General features: G+C 55.8%; 16 protein-coding genes. 7 read left to right on the plus strand and 9 right to left on the minus strand.

The genetic code is table 11. From position 1 onward, the window contains the following. Positions 1–128 precede the first annotated feature (128 nt). The 4 genes from G9X48_RS05210 (at position 129) to G9X48_RS05225 (ending at position 3,701) form a co-directional block, all read left to right on the plus strand. Positions 129–1,343 carry an EAL domain-containing protein gene (locus tag G9X48_RS05210; RefSeq protein WP_007867754.1) on the plus strand — a complete coding sequence of 405 codons (1,215 nt, stop codon included), beginning with the start codon at positions 129–131 and terminating at the stop codon, positions 1,341–1,343. Between the two features lie 167 nt (positions 1,344–1,510). Beyond that, positions 1,511–1,936 (plus strand): DUF2231 domain-containing protein, encoded by a 426-nt coding sequence (locus tag G9X48_RS05215; RefSeq protein WP_004384940.1) that lies wholly within the window; start codon positions 1,511–1,513, stop codon positions 1,934–1,936. 12 nt (positions 1,937–1,948) lie between these two features. Beyond that, the gene (locus tag G9X48_RS05220) at positions 1,949–3,250 is read left to right on the plus strand and encodes a sorbosone dehydrogenase family protein (protein WP_105629560.1); all 1,302 of its coding nucleotides are present in this window, start codon (positions 1,949–1,951) and stop codon (positions 3,248–3,250) included. A 91-nt stretch (positions 3,251–3,341) separates the two neighbouring features. Beyond that, positions 3,342–3,701 (plus strand): hypothetical protein, encoded by a 360-nt coding sequence (locus G9X48_RS05225; RefSeq protein ID WP_014728885.1) that lies wholly within the window; start codon positions 3,342–3,344, stop codon positions 3,699–3,701. Between the two features lie 37 nt (positions 3,702–3,738). Here the strand turns inward: G9X48_RS05225 and G9X48_RS05230 are convergent, their stop codons facing one another. Both G9X48_RS05230 and G9X48_RS05235 read right to left on the minus strand, forming a co-directional pair. Next, complete coding sequence (locus G9X48_RS05230) at positions 3,739–4,308, minus strand: NlpC/P60 family protein (protein WP_097641760.1); 570 nt, start codon at positions 4,306–4,308, stop codon at positions 3,739–3,741. A 356-nt stretch (positions 4,309–4,664) separates the two neighbouring features. Next, complete coding sequence (locus tag G9X48_RS05235; protein ID WP_097641759.1) at positions 4,665–5,042, minus strand: MerR family transcriptional regulator; 378 nt, start codon at positions 5,040–5,042, stop codon at positions 4,665–4,667. Positions 5,043–5,124: 82 nt separating this feature from the next. On the opposite strand from G9X48_RS05235, the gene G9X48_RS05240 reads away from it, so the two are divergent. Continuing rightward, entirely contained in the window at positions 5,125–6,036 is a 912-nt protein-coding gene (locus G9X48_RS05240) for an alpha/beta hydrolase (RefSeq protein WP_097641758.1), read from the plus strand. Between the two features lie 454 nt (positions 6,037–6,490). On the opposite strand, the gene G9X48_RS05245 is transcribed toward G9X48_RS05240, so the two are convergent. Further along, on the minus strand, positions 6,491–7,408 hold the full coding sequence (locus G9X48_RS05245; protein WP_097641757.1) for a LysR family transcriptional regulator: 918 nt from the start codon (positions 7,406–7,408) through the stop codon (positions 6,491–6,493). A gap of 103 nt (positions 7,409–7,511) precedes the next feature. Between G9X48_RS05245 and G9X48_RS05250 the strand changes: the two genes are divergently transcribed. Continuing rightward, a complete protein-coding gene (locus G9X48_RS05250) occupies positions 7,512–8,732 on the plus strand; it encodes an MFS transporter (protein WP_097641756.1) in 1,221 nt (406 codons plus the stop codon). On the opposite strand, the gene G9X48_RS05255 is transcribed toward G9X48_RS05250, so the two are convergent. Genes G9X48_RS05255 through G9X48_RS05265 form a run of 3 tightly spaced genes read right to left on the minus strand, consistent with a single transcriptional unit; the run spans position 8,692 to position 10,248 of the window. Continuing rightward, the gene (locus G9X48_RS05255; protein WP_007848630.1) at positions 8,692–9,024 is read right to left on the minus strand and encodes a DUF1493 family protein; all 333 of its coding nucleotides are present in this window, start codon (positions 9,022–9,024) and stop codon (positions 8,692–8,694) included. The genes G9X48_RS05250 and G9X48_RS05255 overlap by 41 nt on opposite strands. Continuing rightward, positions 9,021–9,539, minus strand: coding sequence for a GrpB family protein (locus tag G9X48_RS05260; protein ID WP_097641775.1), 519 nt, complete (start codon positions 9,537–9,539; stop codon positions 9,021–9,023). The genes G9X48_RS05255 and G9X48_RS05260 overlap by 4 nt, the downstream gene beginning before the upstream one ends. Positions 9,540–9,558: 19 nt before the next feature. Beyond that, the gene (locus G9X48_RS05265) at positions 9,559–10,248 is read right to left on the minus strand and encodes a B3/4 domain-containing protein (RefSeq protein ID WP_097641755.1); all 690 of its coding nucleotides are present in this window, start codon (positions 10,246–10,248) and stop codon (positions 9,559–9,561) included. A gap of 43 nt (positions 10,249–10,291) precedes the next feature. Here G9X48_RS05265 and G9X48_RS05270 point away from each other — a divergent pair, with 43 nt between their 5' ends. Then, positions 10,292–10,891 carry an XRE family transcriptional regulator gene (locus G9X48_RS05270; RefSeq protein ID WP_097641754.1) on the plus strand — a complete coding sequence of 200 codons (600 nt, stop codon included), beginning with the start codon at positions 10,292–10,294 and terminating at the stop codon, positions 10,889–10,891. A gap of 17 nt (positions 10,892–10,908) precedes the next feature. Here G9X48_RS05270 and G9X48_RS05275 read toward each other — a convergent pair whose 3' ends face one another. Genes G9X48_RS05275 through G9X48_RS05285 form a run of 3 tightly spaced genes read right to left on the minus strand, consistent with a single transcriptional unit; the run spans position 10,909 to position 12,878 of the window. Beyond that, positions 10,909–11,322 carry an ATP-binding protein gene (locus G9X48_RS05275; RefSeq protein WP_085046017.1) on the minus strand — a complete coding sequence of 138 codons (414 nt, stop codon included), beginning with the start codon at positions 11,320–11,322 and terminating at the stop codon, positions 10,909–10,911. 4 nt (positions 11,323–11,326) lie between these two features. Then, on the minus strand, positions 11,327–11,668 hold the full coding sequence (locus G9X48_RS05280) for an STAS domain-containing protein (RefSeq protein WP_004387337.1): 342 nt from the start codon (positions 11,666–11,668) through the stop codon (positions 11,327–11,329). Further along, positions 11,658–12,878 carry a SpoIIE family protein phosphatase gene (locus G9X48_RS05285; protein ID WP_004387336.1) on the minus strand — a complete coding sequence of 407 codons (1,221 nt, stop codon included), beginning with the start codon at positions 12,876–12,878 and terminating at the stop codon, positions 11,658–11,660. The genes G9X48_RS05280 and G9X48_RS05285 overlap by 11 nt, the downstream gene beginning before the upstream one ends. Positions 12,879–12,886: the final 8 nt, after the last annotated feature.

Consider the following 12,886-nt stretch of genomic DNA (forward strand, 5'->3'; position numbering starts at 1 on the left):
GGGAGCTTACGCCTGGCTTGCGGTTCTGCCGGCGGAGTGCCGGAAGAGTGTACAGGAATGTTTTAGTGCCGGTCGAACAAGCAGCGCACCGCTGTAATGGACGTCGAAAAACGAAACCGGAGGTTGAAATGTATTCCTTCATAGCGCGACAGCCTATCTTTGATGCGTCGCTGAACACGGTGGCTTACGAGCTACTCTACCGGGACGGGCTCACGAACGCCTTTCCGCCCGTGACTGCCGAGTTCGCGACCAGCCAGCTGCTTGCCGATCATTTTCTGGTCACGCCGTTACAGCGTTTGTCCGGGAAACATACGTCGTTTATCAATTTCCCGTATGAAATGATCGTCAACGGGCTGGCGCAGTCGCTGCCGCGCCAGAATGTCGTGATTGAAATTCTTGAGAACAGCGTGCCGGATAACGCGCTGTTTACCACCGTGCGCGCGATGTATGAGGAGGGGTATTGCTTCGCGCTGGATGATTTTACGCTGGAGAGCGAATGGAGCCGCTTTCTGCCTTACATCAGCGTCATTAAGTTTGATATTCAGTCCACAAGCGTTGAACAAATCAACGCGTTCCTGAAAGCGCACCCGAACCTGCGCTGCAAACTGCTGGCTGAAAAAGTCGAGCGGCGTGAAGAGCTGGAACAGTACCAGAAACTCGGTTTTCATCTTTTTCAGGGCTATTTTTACAGCAAGCCAGAACTCATTAAGACGAAAAAGCTGCCTGAACAAAAAGTCTTTATTCTTGAGCTTATCCGCGAAGTTAACGCGGCGCGCCCGGATATGGCGAAGATCGAAAAGCTGATTAGCCGCGACGTGGCGATCACCTATAAGCTGATGCGCTACGTCAATAACATCAAATATCAGCATAACTACCACGCCAACGCCGAATCGCTGCCATTTCGCAGCATTTTCGCGTTTCTTGGGCTCTATGAGCTGAAAAGATTCATTACTATCCTCGCGGTCACGCACATCAGCGATCCGTCGGTAAGCGAACTGTACAACGTCAGCCTGGTGTACGGGCGCTTTTGCGAACTGGCGGCGCACCGAATCGGCGGCGTGAGCGAGGACGACGCGTTTATCGCCGGGCTGTTCTCCCGCCTCGACGCGATTATGGATATCCCCATGGATGCGCTGCTTGAGCAAATCTACGTCTCGAAGGAAGTCAAAAAAGCGCTGATCAACCGTGAGGGCGTTCCGGGTACGCTGGTCCGTCTGTGCGAAGCGTTCGAGCGTGCCGACTGGCCACAGGTGGTAGAAGTGGCGCAGGAGCTGAATCTTAGCGAGCGGGATATCATCGATATGACGCACGAAGCGGTGAAATGGGGCGACACTATCATCTGATTTTTACAGCGGGCGGCCCGTCTGACGCCGCCTGTGAGGCTCCTGGCTAAAACGCGGTTCGATAATTCCGTCATTCTCGCGCATCTTGACTACGCTTTTACAGGCACGCTGACGTGCGGCGCCTGGGCGCTGCCGTCGCTGGTTCTGGATGACTTCAGGAGACGGATATGCACCCGCACACGACCGCACGATCCCCGGCAGCCGCCGTGGCGCTTTATGAACTGCTTAATCCCATTCCTTTAGGCTTTTTCACGGCCGCCTGGATTTTCGACATCCTCTACATGAAAAGCTACGTGCAGATGTGGACCGATGCCGCCAGCTGGCTTATCGCCATCGGCCTTGTTATCGCCATCATTCCGCGCCTGATTAGCCTCGGGCAGATCTGGCCCGGGCGTCGCCATCTGCATGGCCCGGCGCAGCGGCTGCACTTCTGGCTGAATCTGGTGGCGATTGTGCTGGCCATTTTCAACGCCTTTATTCACAGCCGTGATGCTTACGCCGTGGTGCCTGCGGGCGTCATTCTTTCAACGCTGGTCGTGGTGCTGATGCTGCTGGCGAATGTTCAACTCGCGTTACGCCAACGCGCTGCTTAAGGAGAAGCCCGCATGAACAACATTCATCGTCTCGCGCTGGCCGTGTCGCTGGGCGTTCTGCTTAGCGGCTGTGATAACAGCGCAACACTCGATCCGCAAAAACAGGTAGGGCCCAACCCGGAACTCCCGGAAGCGAAAAATTTCCTGCTGCCGCCGATGCAGGTGCCGGAAGGCGTGGCCTGGAAAGAGGACGAAAAGCCGAAGGTGGCGCAGGGGCTGAAGATTGAAAAAATCGCCGACGGACTGATGCATCCGCGCCAGGTCTATGTACTGCCCAATAACGATATTCTGGTTGCGGAATCCAACGGCACGCCAAAACCGACGACGCGCCCGAAACAACTCATCATGGGCGTGGTGCAAAAGGCGTCGGGCAAGGGCGGCCCGGGCGGCAACCGCATTACGCTTTTGCGTAACGTGAACGGCAAATGGGAAAAGCATAACTTTATTGAAAATCTCAATGCGCCGTTCGGCATTCAGCTCACCGGCAATACGCTGTGGGTGGCGAACGCCGACAGCCTGGTGAAATTCCCGTATCAGGAAGGGCAAACGGCGATCCGCACGCCGGGCGAAGAGGTGACTGAACTGCCAGGCGGGCCGATCAACCACCACTGGACCAAAGCGCTGCTGGCAAGCCCGGATGGCAGCAAGCTCTACGTGGGCGTGGGTTCTAACAGTAATATCACCGAAAACGGCATCGGCGCGGAGTATCGCCGCGCCGCGGTGCTGGAAGTAGACGCCGCGACCGGCGCCAGCCGTATTTACGCAAGCGGCCTGCGCAACCCGACCGGCCTCCAGTGGGAGCCTGAGAGCGGCAAGCTGTGGGCGATAGTGAACGAGCGCGATGAAATCGGCTCCGATCTGGTGCCGGATTATATGACATCGGTGCAGGAGAAGGGCTTCTACGGCTGGCCGTACAGCTATTTCGGCAATCACGTCGATAAACGCGCCGAGCCGCAGCGCCCGGATCTGGTCGCCAAAGCGATCAAGCCTGACTACGCGCTCGGCTCGCACGTGGCACCGCTTGGCCTGCATTTCTACACCGGCGATAACATGCCGCAGTATCGCGGCGGGGCGTTTGTAAGCGAACACGGCAGCTGGAACCGCTCGCCGCTCAATGGGTATCAGGTGGTGTGGGTCAAGTTTGAAAACGGCAAACCGGTCGGGATGCCGCAGCCGGTCGTCACCGGTTTTCTGACAGACGATCAGAAACAGGTGCGCGGGCTGCCGGTTGGCGTGACGCAGGATAAATCCGGCGCGCTGCTGATTGCCGATGACGCCGGTAACGCCATCTGGCGCGTGAGCGCTGCGCAATAAAATCAGGCCGCCGCGCGCGGCCTTTTCCTTTCCAAAAGGGCGTGAAAGCGCCTGCTATACTTTTCTTTCATTCATCAGCAAGGAGTTCACGATGCCGGAATCTACCCAACGCGACGGGATGCCTTATTTTCTGTTTCTCTGCGAAGGCCGCGTGCTGGCGCAAAACATCGATGGCCGGATTATCGATCTCGGCGAAGCCACACAAGAGAATGGCGCTTTCGCCTGGCGTCTTGATGGCAATGATGAACATGGCGAAGGGCTGAAAAATGCCGGGGCGGTGCTTGATGATATCGCCGGACACCTGACGTTTCTGTTTATCGACGGGCAGTTTACCAGCCTGCCGGATCTCTCGGACGATTACGCAGGAAAGCTTGATGACGCCCCCGCGAAAGAGATTGTGCTCAGTGAGCTGAGCGACAAGGGCGGTGACGATAACCCGCCAGTGGTGTAAACCCTGCGAGGCCACAGAAGCACTGTGGCCCTCAGGCTTACCCGCGATTACTGGCGAGATCGGGCGGCGTATTATGATTGAGCGTGACAACAGAGCTGATATTATCCGGCAGGCGACGCGCTTCTAAATATACGGTCTGCCAGTAAGGATTATTTAACGAAGACCGGGTAACGCCTTTACTGGTGGAGGCGTGAATAAATTCGCCGTCAGAGTCATAAAAACCGACATGCAGCGCGCCCTTAATACGGAAGAACACCAGATCGCCCGGACGCAGTTTATTTTTCTCAACGCCTTTACCCATGTGAATTAATTCCCGCGTGGTGACGCGCGCCATCGGCAGATTAAACCGGTCGTGCAGGGTGCGCCAGACAAATCCTGAGCAGTCGATGCCATCGCGCTTTGTGCCGCCCCATTGATAAGGTGTGTCCTGCCAGGTGTTCATCTGGTCGTGAAGGGCGGCGATAACGGGGATCAGGTCAGGCTGGCGGCTGCTGGCGGTGGCATCAGGAAGCGGGGCGACCGTCTTAGGTTTTGGGGCTTTGGTGGCGCATCCCGTCAGATAAGCACAGAACAAAAGGGCAAATAAAGGTTTGGCGGGGAAATCCATATCGACTCACTGGCACGCGGTAATTTACGTTAGGTGCCGGAATTCTTACTAAAAATGCGTCCCATCTCCAGCGCTTTCTTATCCTTTACAATTATTGACATTGCAAAAGAATATTAATCTGTCACCGACGCATTCTGGCGCAGATATTCACGTTCAGAAACAACTCAATGTAAAAGCGGGGCTTTACATCGGGCCGGAAATGATATTTTCGGCGAAGGGAAATAACGTGCGGTAATTATCCCTGGGAAGAATTAATGTCATTTTTGATAGCCAACGGTGGGTGCGCTTCGCTTACCCACCCTACAGAAATACCAAACGCGTAGAGCGGGTAAGCGGAGCGCACCCGCGGAAGGCTATTATTTATGTAACGTTACCGCATCGCTGTGACCATTCTGCCGCAGCGTCTCAAGCAGGCGCGCTTTGCGCTGCTCAAGTTCACTTATCTGATCTTCGATTTCTTTCAGCCGCTGATACTGTATGGCCTGGGTTTCCGGGCAGAACGTCGCGCCTTCAATGAGCAACATGCAATCGGGGAAACGGCGGATCTCGGCCACGCTAAATCCAGTCGCAATCAGGCGCTGGATCTGGCGCACCTGGGTAATGGCCTGCATGTCGAAATAGCGGTAGCCGTTACAGGCGCGAACGGCCGCCAGTAAGTCGTTGTTGTGATAGTGGCGGATGGATCGAGCGCTCACGCCGGTGGCTTTAGCCAGTTCGCCAATGGTCAGTTGCATGGTTTCTCCTCATCAGGCGCTTGACTCTGACACTAGTGTCAACGTTCAGGCTAGCCAGGAACCCATTAATGAGGAAGTGAAAATGCCTGCATTGATTAGCCGTATTGTGATAAGCCTGCTGTTCATGGTGATGGCAAACGCGACTGCCGCTGAACGGCGCTTTACCGTCACCGCGCCGGATGGCGTTCCAATTGCCGTGCAGGAGAGCGGCAACCCGGACGGCCCGGCGATAATTTTCATTCACGGACTGCTGGGCAGCCATCTCAACTGGACCCGGCAAATCACCGACCCGCGGCTGCAACGTTTCCGGCTCATCACCTTTGATTTACGCGGCCACGGGCTTTCCGGGAAGCCTGACACCGACGCGGCGTATCGGGAGGGCAGGCGATGGGGAGACGATCTGGCGGCGGTTATCAGCCAGAGCCAGGCGAAGCGGCCGGTGCTGGTCGGCTGGTCGCTCGGCGGCGCGGTGATTTCGGCTTATCTGGCCGAGTATGGCGACAGCCGGATCGGCGGCGCGTTATACGTGGGCGGCGTGGTGGAGCTAACGCCCGCGCTGATACCCGCGCATCCGGCTATTTATCGCGACATGACGGCGGCGGATTTACAAACGCACCTCGATGGCGAGCGCCAATTTTTGCGGCTCTGTTTTTATCAGCAGCCTGACCGCGACACGTTTGAGCGTCTGCTGGCTAACGCGGCGATGGCGTCCTGGACCATGCAGCGTAACGTGCCGCGCATAGCGGTTCCCGCAGAAAAAGCGCTGAGCGCCACGCGCGTGCCGTTGCTGTTTATCTACGGCCAGCACGACGCGCTGGTAAATCCGGCTGCTTCGTTGAAAAGAGCGAGCGCGATCAATCCGCAAATACGTTCCGACATTTATGCGAACGCCGGACATGCGCCATTTATGGAAGACGCCGCGCGGTTTAACGCACAACTGGCGGCGTTTGCTGATAACGCCGTCGCGCGGGTTAGCAGAGCGCACCCGCGATAAACAATATAAAAACGGTGCGCTACGTGAAATCTGAGAAAAGTTGTGAGGCTCAGTCCTGCAGATTTCGCGTAGCGCACCGGGAGAGATAGAGAGGTTTGGGTCTTAAGCGAATGCAGACACGCAGGGCAGGCAATAGCGGTATCAGGCGGCCATAGCGAGTAAGCATGGTTCTGATGTCAGATTCAATTTAACATAATATACATTATGCGTACCAAAGGAGAATCCAGGCAATGTTCAGTGAGTTCGGGCCGCATTCCTCACGTCGATAAGATGTTTCGGGTGCACATAACGCCTGAGAATCGGCATGCTAATTTGCCACCGCGGGTGCGCTCTGCTTACCCGCGCTACCGGCTTCATCTGTCACGTTGAATTAATTGCCCACCACGGGTGCGCTTCGCTTACCCGCGCTACTGGCTTCATTTGTTACGTTGAATTACTGGCTGGCGCTGCCGCCTTATGTCGCTGAAGGCATCGCGCTCAATCGCTGGTGTACGAAATCAATGAACGCTCTTGTTTTCGCGGGCAAGAAACGCCGGTTTGAATACACCGCGAACAACTGCAACGGCGCTGCCGCTTGTTCAAACTCAACCTCGATGAGCCGTCCATCGTTAATGTAAGGCTGACAGGCTTGTTTTGACAGAATGGCAAACCCGACGCCGGCGACTGCCGCGCGTCCCGCCATCTCTCCGCTGTTGACGCGATAATGCCCTTTAACCTTTATCGTCTCGAACTCCCCTTTGCGGTTCACAAACTGCCAGGGAGCGCCTTTCAGCGCAGTTACCGTGGTAATACAAGGCAATGCTTCAAATTGTCTTATATCGGAAGGCGTGCCATAGCGTTCAATGATCGCGGGCGCGGCGACAACGGTACACGGAATGGTCATCAGATGACGGGCAATGTAGTCACTGTCATCCAGTTGTCCACGGGTAATAATGATTGCGACATCGAGATCGTCTCGCAGGGATTCGAAACCTGACAAACTGGTGATACAGCTGATTTCAAGATCTGGGTTTTGGCAGGCGAAATCGGCAATAGCCGAACCCAGCAATACAGGACCTGATTCACTGGGAATACAGATACGCAGCGGCCCCTTAAGCTGCATTTGTCGCAACGTTAATTCCGTCTCCGTTTGCTCAAGCGCCTCCAGTAATGGCTTCGCCCGGCTGTAAAGCAGATGCCCTGCCTGAGTGATTTTCATATGCCGTGTGCTGCGCTCAATGAGTTGCAGATTCAGTTTTTCTTCTAACTGCGCAATACAGCGGCTGACATTCGATGTCGGCATTGCAAGGGCTTTCGATGCCCCGACAAAACTTTCCTTTTCAACTACCGTGATGAACACTTTCAGGCTATTAAAATCCAGCGCCGGACGCATCTGATATCCCAATTTTGATAACAAAGAATGCCTTTTTTACCATATAAAAATCACTATTGATATCAGATAAAATCAGGCTTCTTTTATCAACAGGTTGCTTGTTATGCCAGTGGAAACACAGATCGTTAATTATAAATCCGTTATGCGGATAGCCCTTGTTATCGCTTTTATCCAGTTCACCAATGCCCTGGAATATATGGCGTTCACGCCCGTTTTTACTTTTATGACGGACGCATTGTCTGTTCCTGTCTCCTTTGCTGGCTATGCATCGGGTATTTATACATCAGGGGCGGTTATTTCTGGCGTAGCGGCGTTTTATTGGGTTGAGAGATTTAATAAAAAGCGGTTTATATTCCGCAATATGCTGCTGCTTGGAATATTTACTGGTTTGTGCACAGTGACCACGCATTTTGGCACGCTTCTGATAATACGTTTCTGCGCAGGCCTGGTGGGTGGCACAACAATGGGTGTGGGTATGAGTATTTTAATAAATTCTGCCCCAGCACCATTGCGCGGAAAAATGCTCGCCACGGTGATAGCTTCATTTTCGATGGTGAGTATCGTCGGTATGCCAGCGGTCATGTTTTTATGTACCCATTATGGCTGGCAGGCTTCGCTATGGTTAATCAGTGTGTTATGTCTGGTTTGTTTACCGCTAATTGCGTTTACTCTTCCCCGCGATGCGGTTTCTTCAGGCGTAAAAACCACACTCTCTTTTGATGCTCAAACCTTACTTTTTGCATCATCAACGGCACTGGTGCAATTTAGCCCCATGCTTATTATCCCCATTTTAACGCCTTTACTGATTCAGTTTATGGGCGCACAGGAATCTCTCTTGCCGTTATTATTTTTAAGTGGTGGCATTGCAGGTTATGCGTCTACGAAAATAACAGGAATTCTTATATCGGAAATATCTTCGTTGGCTCTGTCTATCCTTTCAACGCTGTTATTTGTAGTAAGCTTGCTCATTCCTGTGATGGGATTTAATAATGTTTTTCTCTTTATCACCCTGTTTCTTGGCGCGTCCTATAGCCGACTGGTTTGCGCCTCGGCGCTGGCGATGCACTACCCTGCAAATGAGCAAAGAGCCAGTTTTTCGTCACTACAGACAGCAATAATGTATCTGATAACCACGCTCGCGTTCTTTCTCTCTTCTTTATTACTTCCTGAGCACGTAATACACCCGCGAAACCTGAACAGCCTGTTGGTCATAAGTGCGCTGAGCGCGGCAGGATTTCCCGTCCTGGTGGTCATACTGCAGAAAAAACTGGCCAAACGCGCCGTTAGTCATAGAGCCAGCGGCCAGCCCGGGCAGATTCAATAAGCATACCGATGGTAAAAAACGGCACTATGGGGATCTCGCGTTTACGAAATGGATTGAGCATAACGCTCAGCGGTGGATCGGGCGGATAGTAAGTCGTGATGGAGAAATTTCCCCGCGCCACGCTAAATGTCGTAAAAAAATCCTCCATCAGCGCCAGCGCTTCGTCCTCGTCCAGCTGCAGGTCAAAATCGAGATCGGTCTGTTCGGTCAGTTCAGGTTTGCCGAACAGATAAAAGCCGTCATGCTTGCGCACATGGGCATAAACCCGCGCTTCCAGGCTGTCGCTGTTCATTGCTGTCTCCGCGCCAGCGCCTGCTGTTCAACCCGCGCGATAAACTCGTTTTTCAGTTCGCTGTAGATGTCCGACTGAAAACCGCTGTCGCGCGCGGCCACAAATTTTATCTGCGCATATTCCTGCATGACGACATCATGCCGGCGCAGATAATCACGAAACGCCAGATGCCGCGGCACGTGGTCGCTTCCGGCCACGAATGCGTGAATATGATGCGTTCGCACAGCGTGGCCTTTAATAAAGTAACGCCTGCCGGGAATGCCGTACTCACCGCGCGGCGTGTAGCCCAGCGCCTGCATCACGGCGTTACAGCCATCAAGCGCGCTTAAACCGGAGACCTCAATCAGCATATCGATAACCGGTTTGGCCGCGAGCCCCGGCACCGACGTACTGCCAATATGATGAACGGCCAGCGCAACGTCGCCGAGCACTTCACGCACCCTTTTCTCTTCTTCAGCAAATTGCGCAGGCCAGGCCGGGTTGTAAGGTTCCAGCACTATCTGTCGTCCGGCCATCATTTTCTCGTGTATACGGTCAGCCTGGCTGAAACGTTTCTGTGGTGATTTGCGCGCCCGGCATCATCGCGGCCAGGCCTTCGGCCAGTTCACGCGCGGCGGCGTCGGCGGCTTCCTCCGGCATGGCCGGTAAGCATTCCAGAATAAACCACATCTCCTGCGCCTGCGAATCCAGCCGTGTGCGCACGCCCTGACGCCAGTTCCAGCGGCGGCACGTCACGCCCGCGTCGTCGCGCCAGACCGGTTCGCCAGGCTCCGGGGATTCATTCACCGGCTCGCCGTCTTTAAAGGTGTCGAACGCTTCGCTGCCGTCGGCAATGACCAGACGCGGCTCACCCTGGTATGCCGCGCGGTTTTCCCCGCCAATGGGCACGGCGTATTTAATGCTCACGGCATTATAGAGATCGACCACCGGATCGAGCGACGCCATTGCGCCGTCACGCGCGACCCGTTTACGCAGCGCCTGGGCGGAACACGGCGTGCGTTTCGGCTTTGCGCCGAATGCCTGAAAAACGGCGTCCCATGCAGCAAGATGCGACTGCGCCCAGGGGAAATCGTTCTCCTGCACGTGGCGGCAGGCAGCTTCCAGCGCCCTTCTTCCCACGCTTTCATCTGCCAGCGGCGCGGCAATAACGTTAATGCTGATAGCCCGGAACCCCGGCGCGAGACGGGCGATCTCCGGGGCAATTGACGGTGTTAATGGTTTCATCAGATAATCCCGTAATGACTATTTTATTTCATGGTAATGACCAGTGACCCATAAAGTCAATATAATGACTGAACCAGGCGCTGATGTTGACTCGCTTAGCGTTGCTCTGGCGCAAAAGCTGAAAGCCTGGCGTAAGGAACATAAAGTAACGCTGGATGCGCTCTCGCAGCGCGCGGGCGTCAGCAAAGGTATGCTGGTTGAGCTTGAAAAAGCCGCGGCCAACCCGAGTATCGCTATCCTCTGCAAAGTCGCCGCCGCGCTGGGGTTATCAGTAGCCGACCTGCTGGATGTGGCGAGCCAGCCTGCGGCGAGACTGATTGAGGCCACGCAAATTCCGGTTTTGTGGACAGGTGACCATGGCGGTACGGCGCGTCTGCTTGCCGGAACCAGCGGGCCAAATATGGTGGAGCTGTGGCGCTGGGAGTTGCAGCCGGGCGATGTGTTTACCTCGCCGGGCCATCCGCAGGGAACGTCAGAGCTATTACATGTGGAGCGAGGCGTACTGACGCTTGGCGTCAATGATGAAGTGTTGCAGGTCCATGCGGGCGCGTCCGCCGTGGCGCGCACCGATTCCCCGCACCGCTACGCGAATGAACACGAGGAGACGCTTATCTTTACCATGACGGTTCATGAACCCCACTGATTCGTGACAACGTCACGTTAAAACCGCTTGCAGAGTGTCAGGCGGTTTATCTGCCCCGCCCGGTAATCCACGTCGTCGACACAGGCAACGATCAGCATCAGCCCTCGCCCGCCTTCGCTCATCAGCGCAACGTCATCATCCTTTGCGCCTGCTCTCGCGGCGTCCAGTTTGCCGTCAGGGATAGCATTGCCGTCATCGGTGAAAATCGTCCGCGCGAAGGTTTCGCTATGTTGAAATTCGACGCTAAACGTGCGCTCTGGTGTCTCTTGCAGCGCATGGCGAATCACGTTCGCCGCCGCCTCGCACACCGCCAGATCGAATTCAAAACGCCAGCCGTCGTCCACCGGTAGCGGCGCCATAAACTGCGCCAGCGCGTCGGCGAGCGGGCCAAGCGCATCGAGGCGCGCGGGAAGCGTCAGCGTGGCGCTCACCGGTTCATCCTTTTTGCAGCCGGGCCAGTGCGGCGGCGCGATCCGGGCAAAGGATAAATACGCGGTCCATGCGGGTCAGCTTAAACATATTCATGATGTTACTGTTGAGCGAACAGAGCGCCATCTCCCCTTTGCCGTTCATCTGCTTAAAGAGCGCGATCAGCGTGCCGAGGCAGCTACTGTCGATAAAATCGACGCGCGAGAAATCGATAACCAGCCCGCCCGTGGTGCGGGCTATCTCTTCGCTTACGCCCTGGCGAAACGCGGCGGCGACCGAGGCATCAAGCCGTCGTGCCACCGGCGTTATCACGCTCACGCCGTCCAGATGTTCAGTCTCAAGATTCATCGCGCACTCCCTCGTGGCTTCTTTCAATAATTAACAGTGAGACATCGTCGGCCATCGCCACCTGATCGCCCTGCGTTCTGGCGCGCCAGTCGACAAGCTTGTCGTGCAGGGCCGGAAAAATCGCGTCAAGCGGGCTGGAAACGTGACGTTGTAACCACTGCTCCAGCCGCTCATGGCCAAACTGCTCCTGCTGTGGGTTTTCACACTCCGTGATGCCGTCGCTGTAGAGGCACAGCCGGTCGCCGCGGTTAAGCGTAAACGTGGCATCCTCCCAGCTTAAGCTTGCCAGCAAGCCCACCGGCGCGCCGCCACTGCCGATGCGCGTCATGGAACCGTCCGGATGCGTAATAAACGGCGTCGGGTGTCCGGCCTGGCAGAGCTTGCCTTCGCCGGTTTCGGTGTCGATCACGCCGTAAATCATTGTGAAATAGCTGACTATCTCGGTGTCGTCATGGCAGAAGCGCTCGTTCAGGATCCGGATCACCTCATGCGGCGCGGTGACGCCGTCGCCATCAAATAAAAAACGCTCCACCGCGCGCCCATGCAGGAACTGGCGCGCTACGGCAAGCGACATCATCGCCGCGCCCACGCCGTGCCCCGCCACATCCACGCAGTAAAAACCGAGATGGCGGTCGAGCGGGAAAATATTAAAGATGTCGCCGGAGACATAGGCCGACGGCACAAACAGCCAGTCGGCGAAAAAGTTATCGTATTGCATGCGCCGGGCCGGCAGCACCGAGCGCTGTAACTGCGCCGCTGCCTGGAGATCGCTTTCGATTTGGGAGAGCGCCTCGCGAAGGCGCGCATTTCGCGCCGCGAGCGTCGCTTCCAGCTCCAGAATGCGCTCGCCCGCGTGCAGCCTGGCGCGCAGTTCACTCTGGTTTACCGGCTTGCTGAGAAAATCATCCGCGCCCGCCTCGAACCCTAACGCCAGGTCGTCCACGCTCTCCCGCGCCGTTAATAAAATCAGGTAGATATAGTGTTCCTGAAAACGCGCGCGGATCTCCTGACACAGCGTCAGGCCATCCATCACCGGCATCTCCCAGTCGCTCAGCACCATATTGACCGGCTGTGTGGCCAGCACGTCCAGCGCCGCGACGCCGTTGACCGCTTCCAGCACCTCGTAGCCCCATTTGCCGAGCATGCTGCCGAGCAGCCGCCGGTAAACGGTGGAGTCATCAACAATCAAAACCCGCTGTCTGTCCGGCATCAAAGCTC

The organism is Cronobacter sp. HA18006 (assembly GCF_011605445.1).
GTDB lineage: Bacteria > Pseudomonadota > Gammaproteobacteria > Enterobacterales > Enterobacteriaceae > Cronobacter > Cronobacter sakazakii.

Excerpts from the sequence above, each read along its gene's own strand:
- G9X48_RS05210 (WP_007867754.1), top strand. The coding sequence starts at position 129 with ATGTATTCCTTCATAGCGCGACAGCCTATCTTTGATGCGTCGCTGAAC.
- G9X48_RS05215 (WP_004384940.1), top strand. The coding sequence starts at position 1,511 with ATGCACCCGCACACGACCGCACGATCCCCGGCAGCCGCCGTGGCGCTT.
- G9X48_RS05220 (WP_105629560.1), top strand. The coding sequence starts at position 1,949 with ATGAACAACATTCATCGTCTCGCGCTGGCCGTGTCGCTGGGCGTTCTG.
- G9X48_RS05225 (WP_014728885.1), top strand. The coding sequence starts at position 3,342 with ATGCCGGAATCTACCCAACGCGACGGGATGCCTTATTTTCTGTTTCTC.
- G9X48_RS05230 (WP_097641760.1), bottom strand. The coding sequence starts at position 4,308 with ATGGATTTCCCCGCCAAACCTTTATTTGCCCTTTTGTTCTGTGCTTAT.
- G9X48_RS05235 (WP_097641759.1), bottom strand. The coding sequence starts at position 5,042 with ATGCAACTGACCATTGGCGAACTGGCTAAAGCCACCGGCGTGAGCGCT.
- G9X48_RS05240 (WP_097641758.1), top strand. The coding sequence starts at position 5,125 with ATGCCTGCATTGATTAGCCGTATTGTGATAAGCCTGCTGTTCATGGTG.
- G9X48_RS05245 (WP_097641757.1), bottom strand. The coding sequence starts at position 7,408 with ATGCGTCCGGCGCTGGATTTTAATAGCCTGAAAGTGTTCATCACGGTA.
- G9X48_RS05250 (WP_097641756.1), top strand. The coding sequence starts at position 7,512 with ATGCCAGTGGAAACACAGATCGTTAATTATAAATCCGTTATGCGGATA.
- G9X48_RS05255 (WP_007848630.1), bottom strand. The coding sequence starts at position 9,024 with ATGAACAGCGACAGCCTGGAAGCGCGGGTTTATGCCCATGTGCGCAAG.
- G9X48_RS05260 (WP_097641775.1), bottom strand. The coding sequence starts at position 9,539 with ATGGCCGGACGACAGATAGTGCTGGAACCTTACAACCCGGCCTGGCCT.
- G9X48_RS05265 (WP_097641755.1), bottom strand. The coding sequence starts at position 10,248 with ATGAAACCATTAACACCGTCAATTGCCCCGGAGATCGCCCGTCTCGCG.
- G9X48_RS05280 (WP_004387337.1), bottom strand. The coding sequence starts at position 11,668 with ATGAATCTTGAGACTGAACATCTGGACGGCGTGAGCGTGATAACGCCG.
- G9X48_RS05285 (WP_004387336.1), bottom strand. The coding sequence starts at position 12,878 with ATGCCGGACAGACAGCGGGTTTTGATTGTTGATGACTCCACCGTTTAC.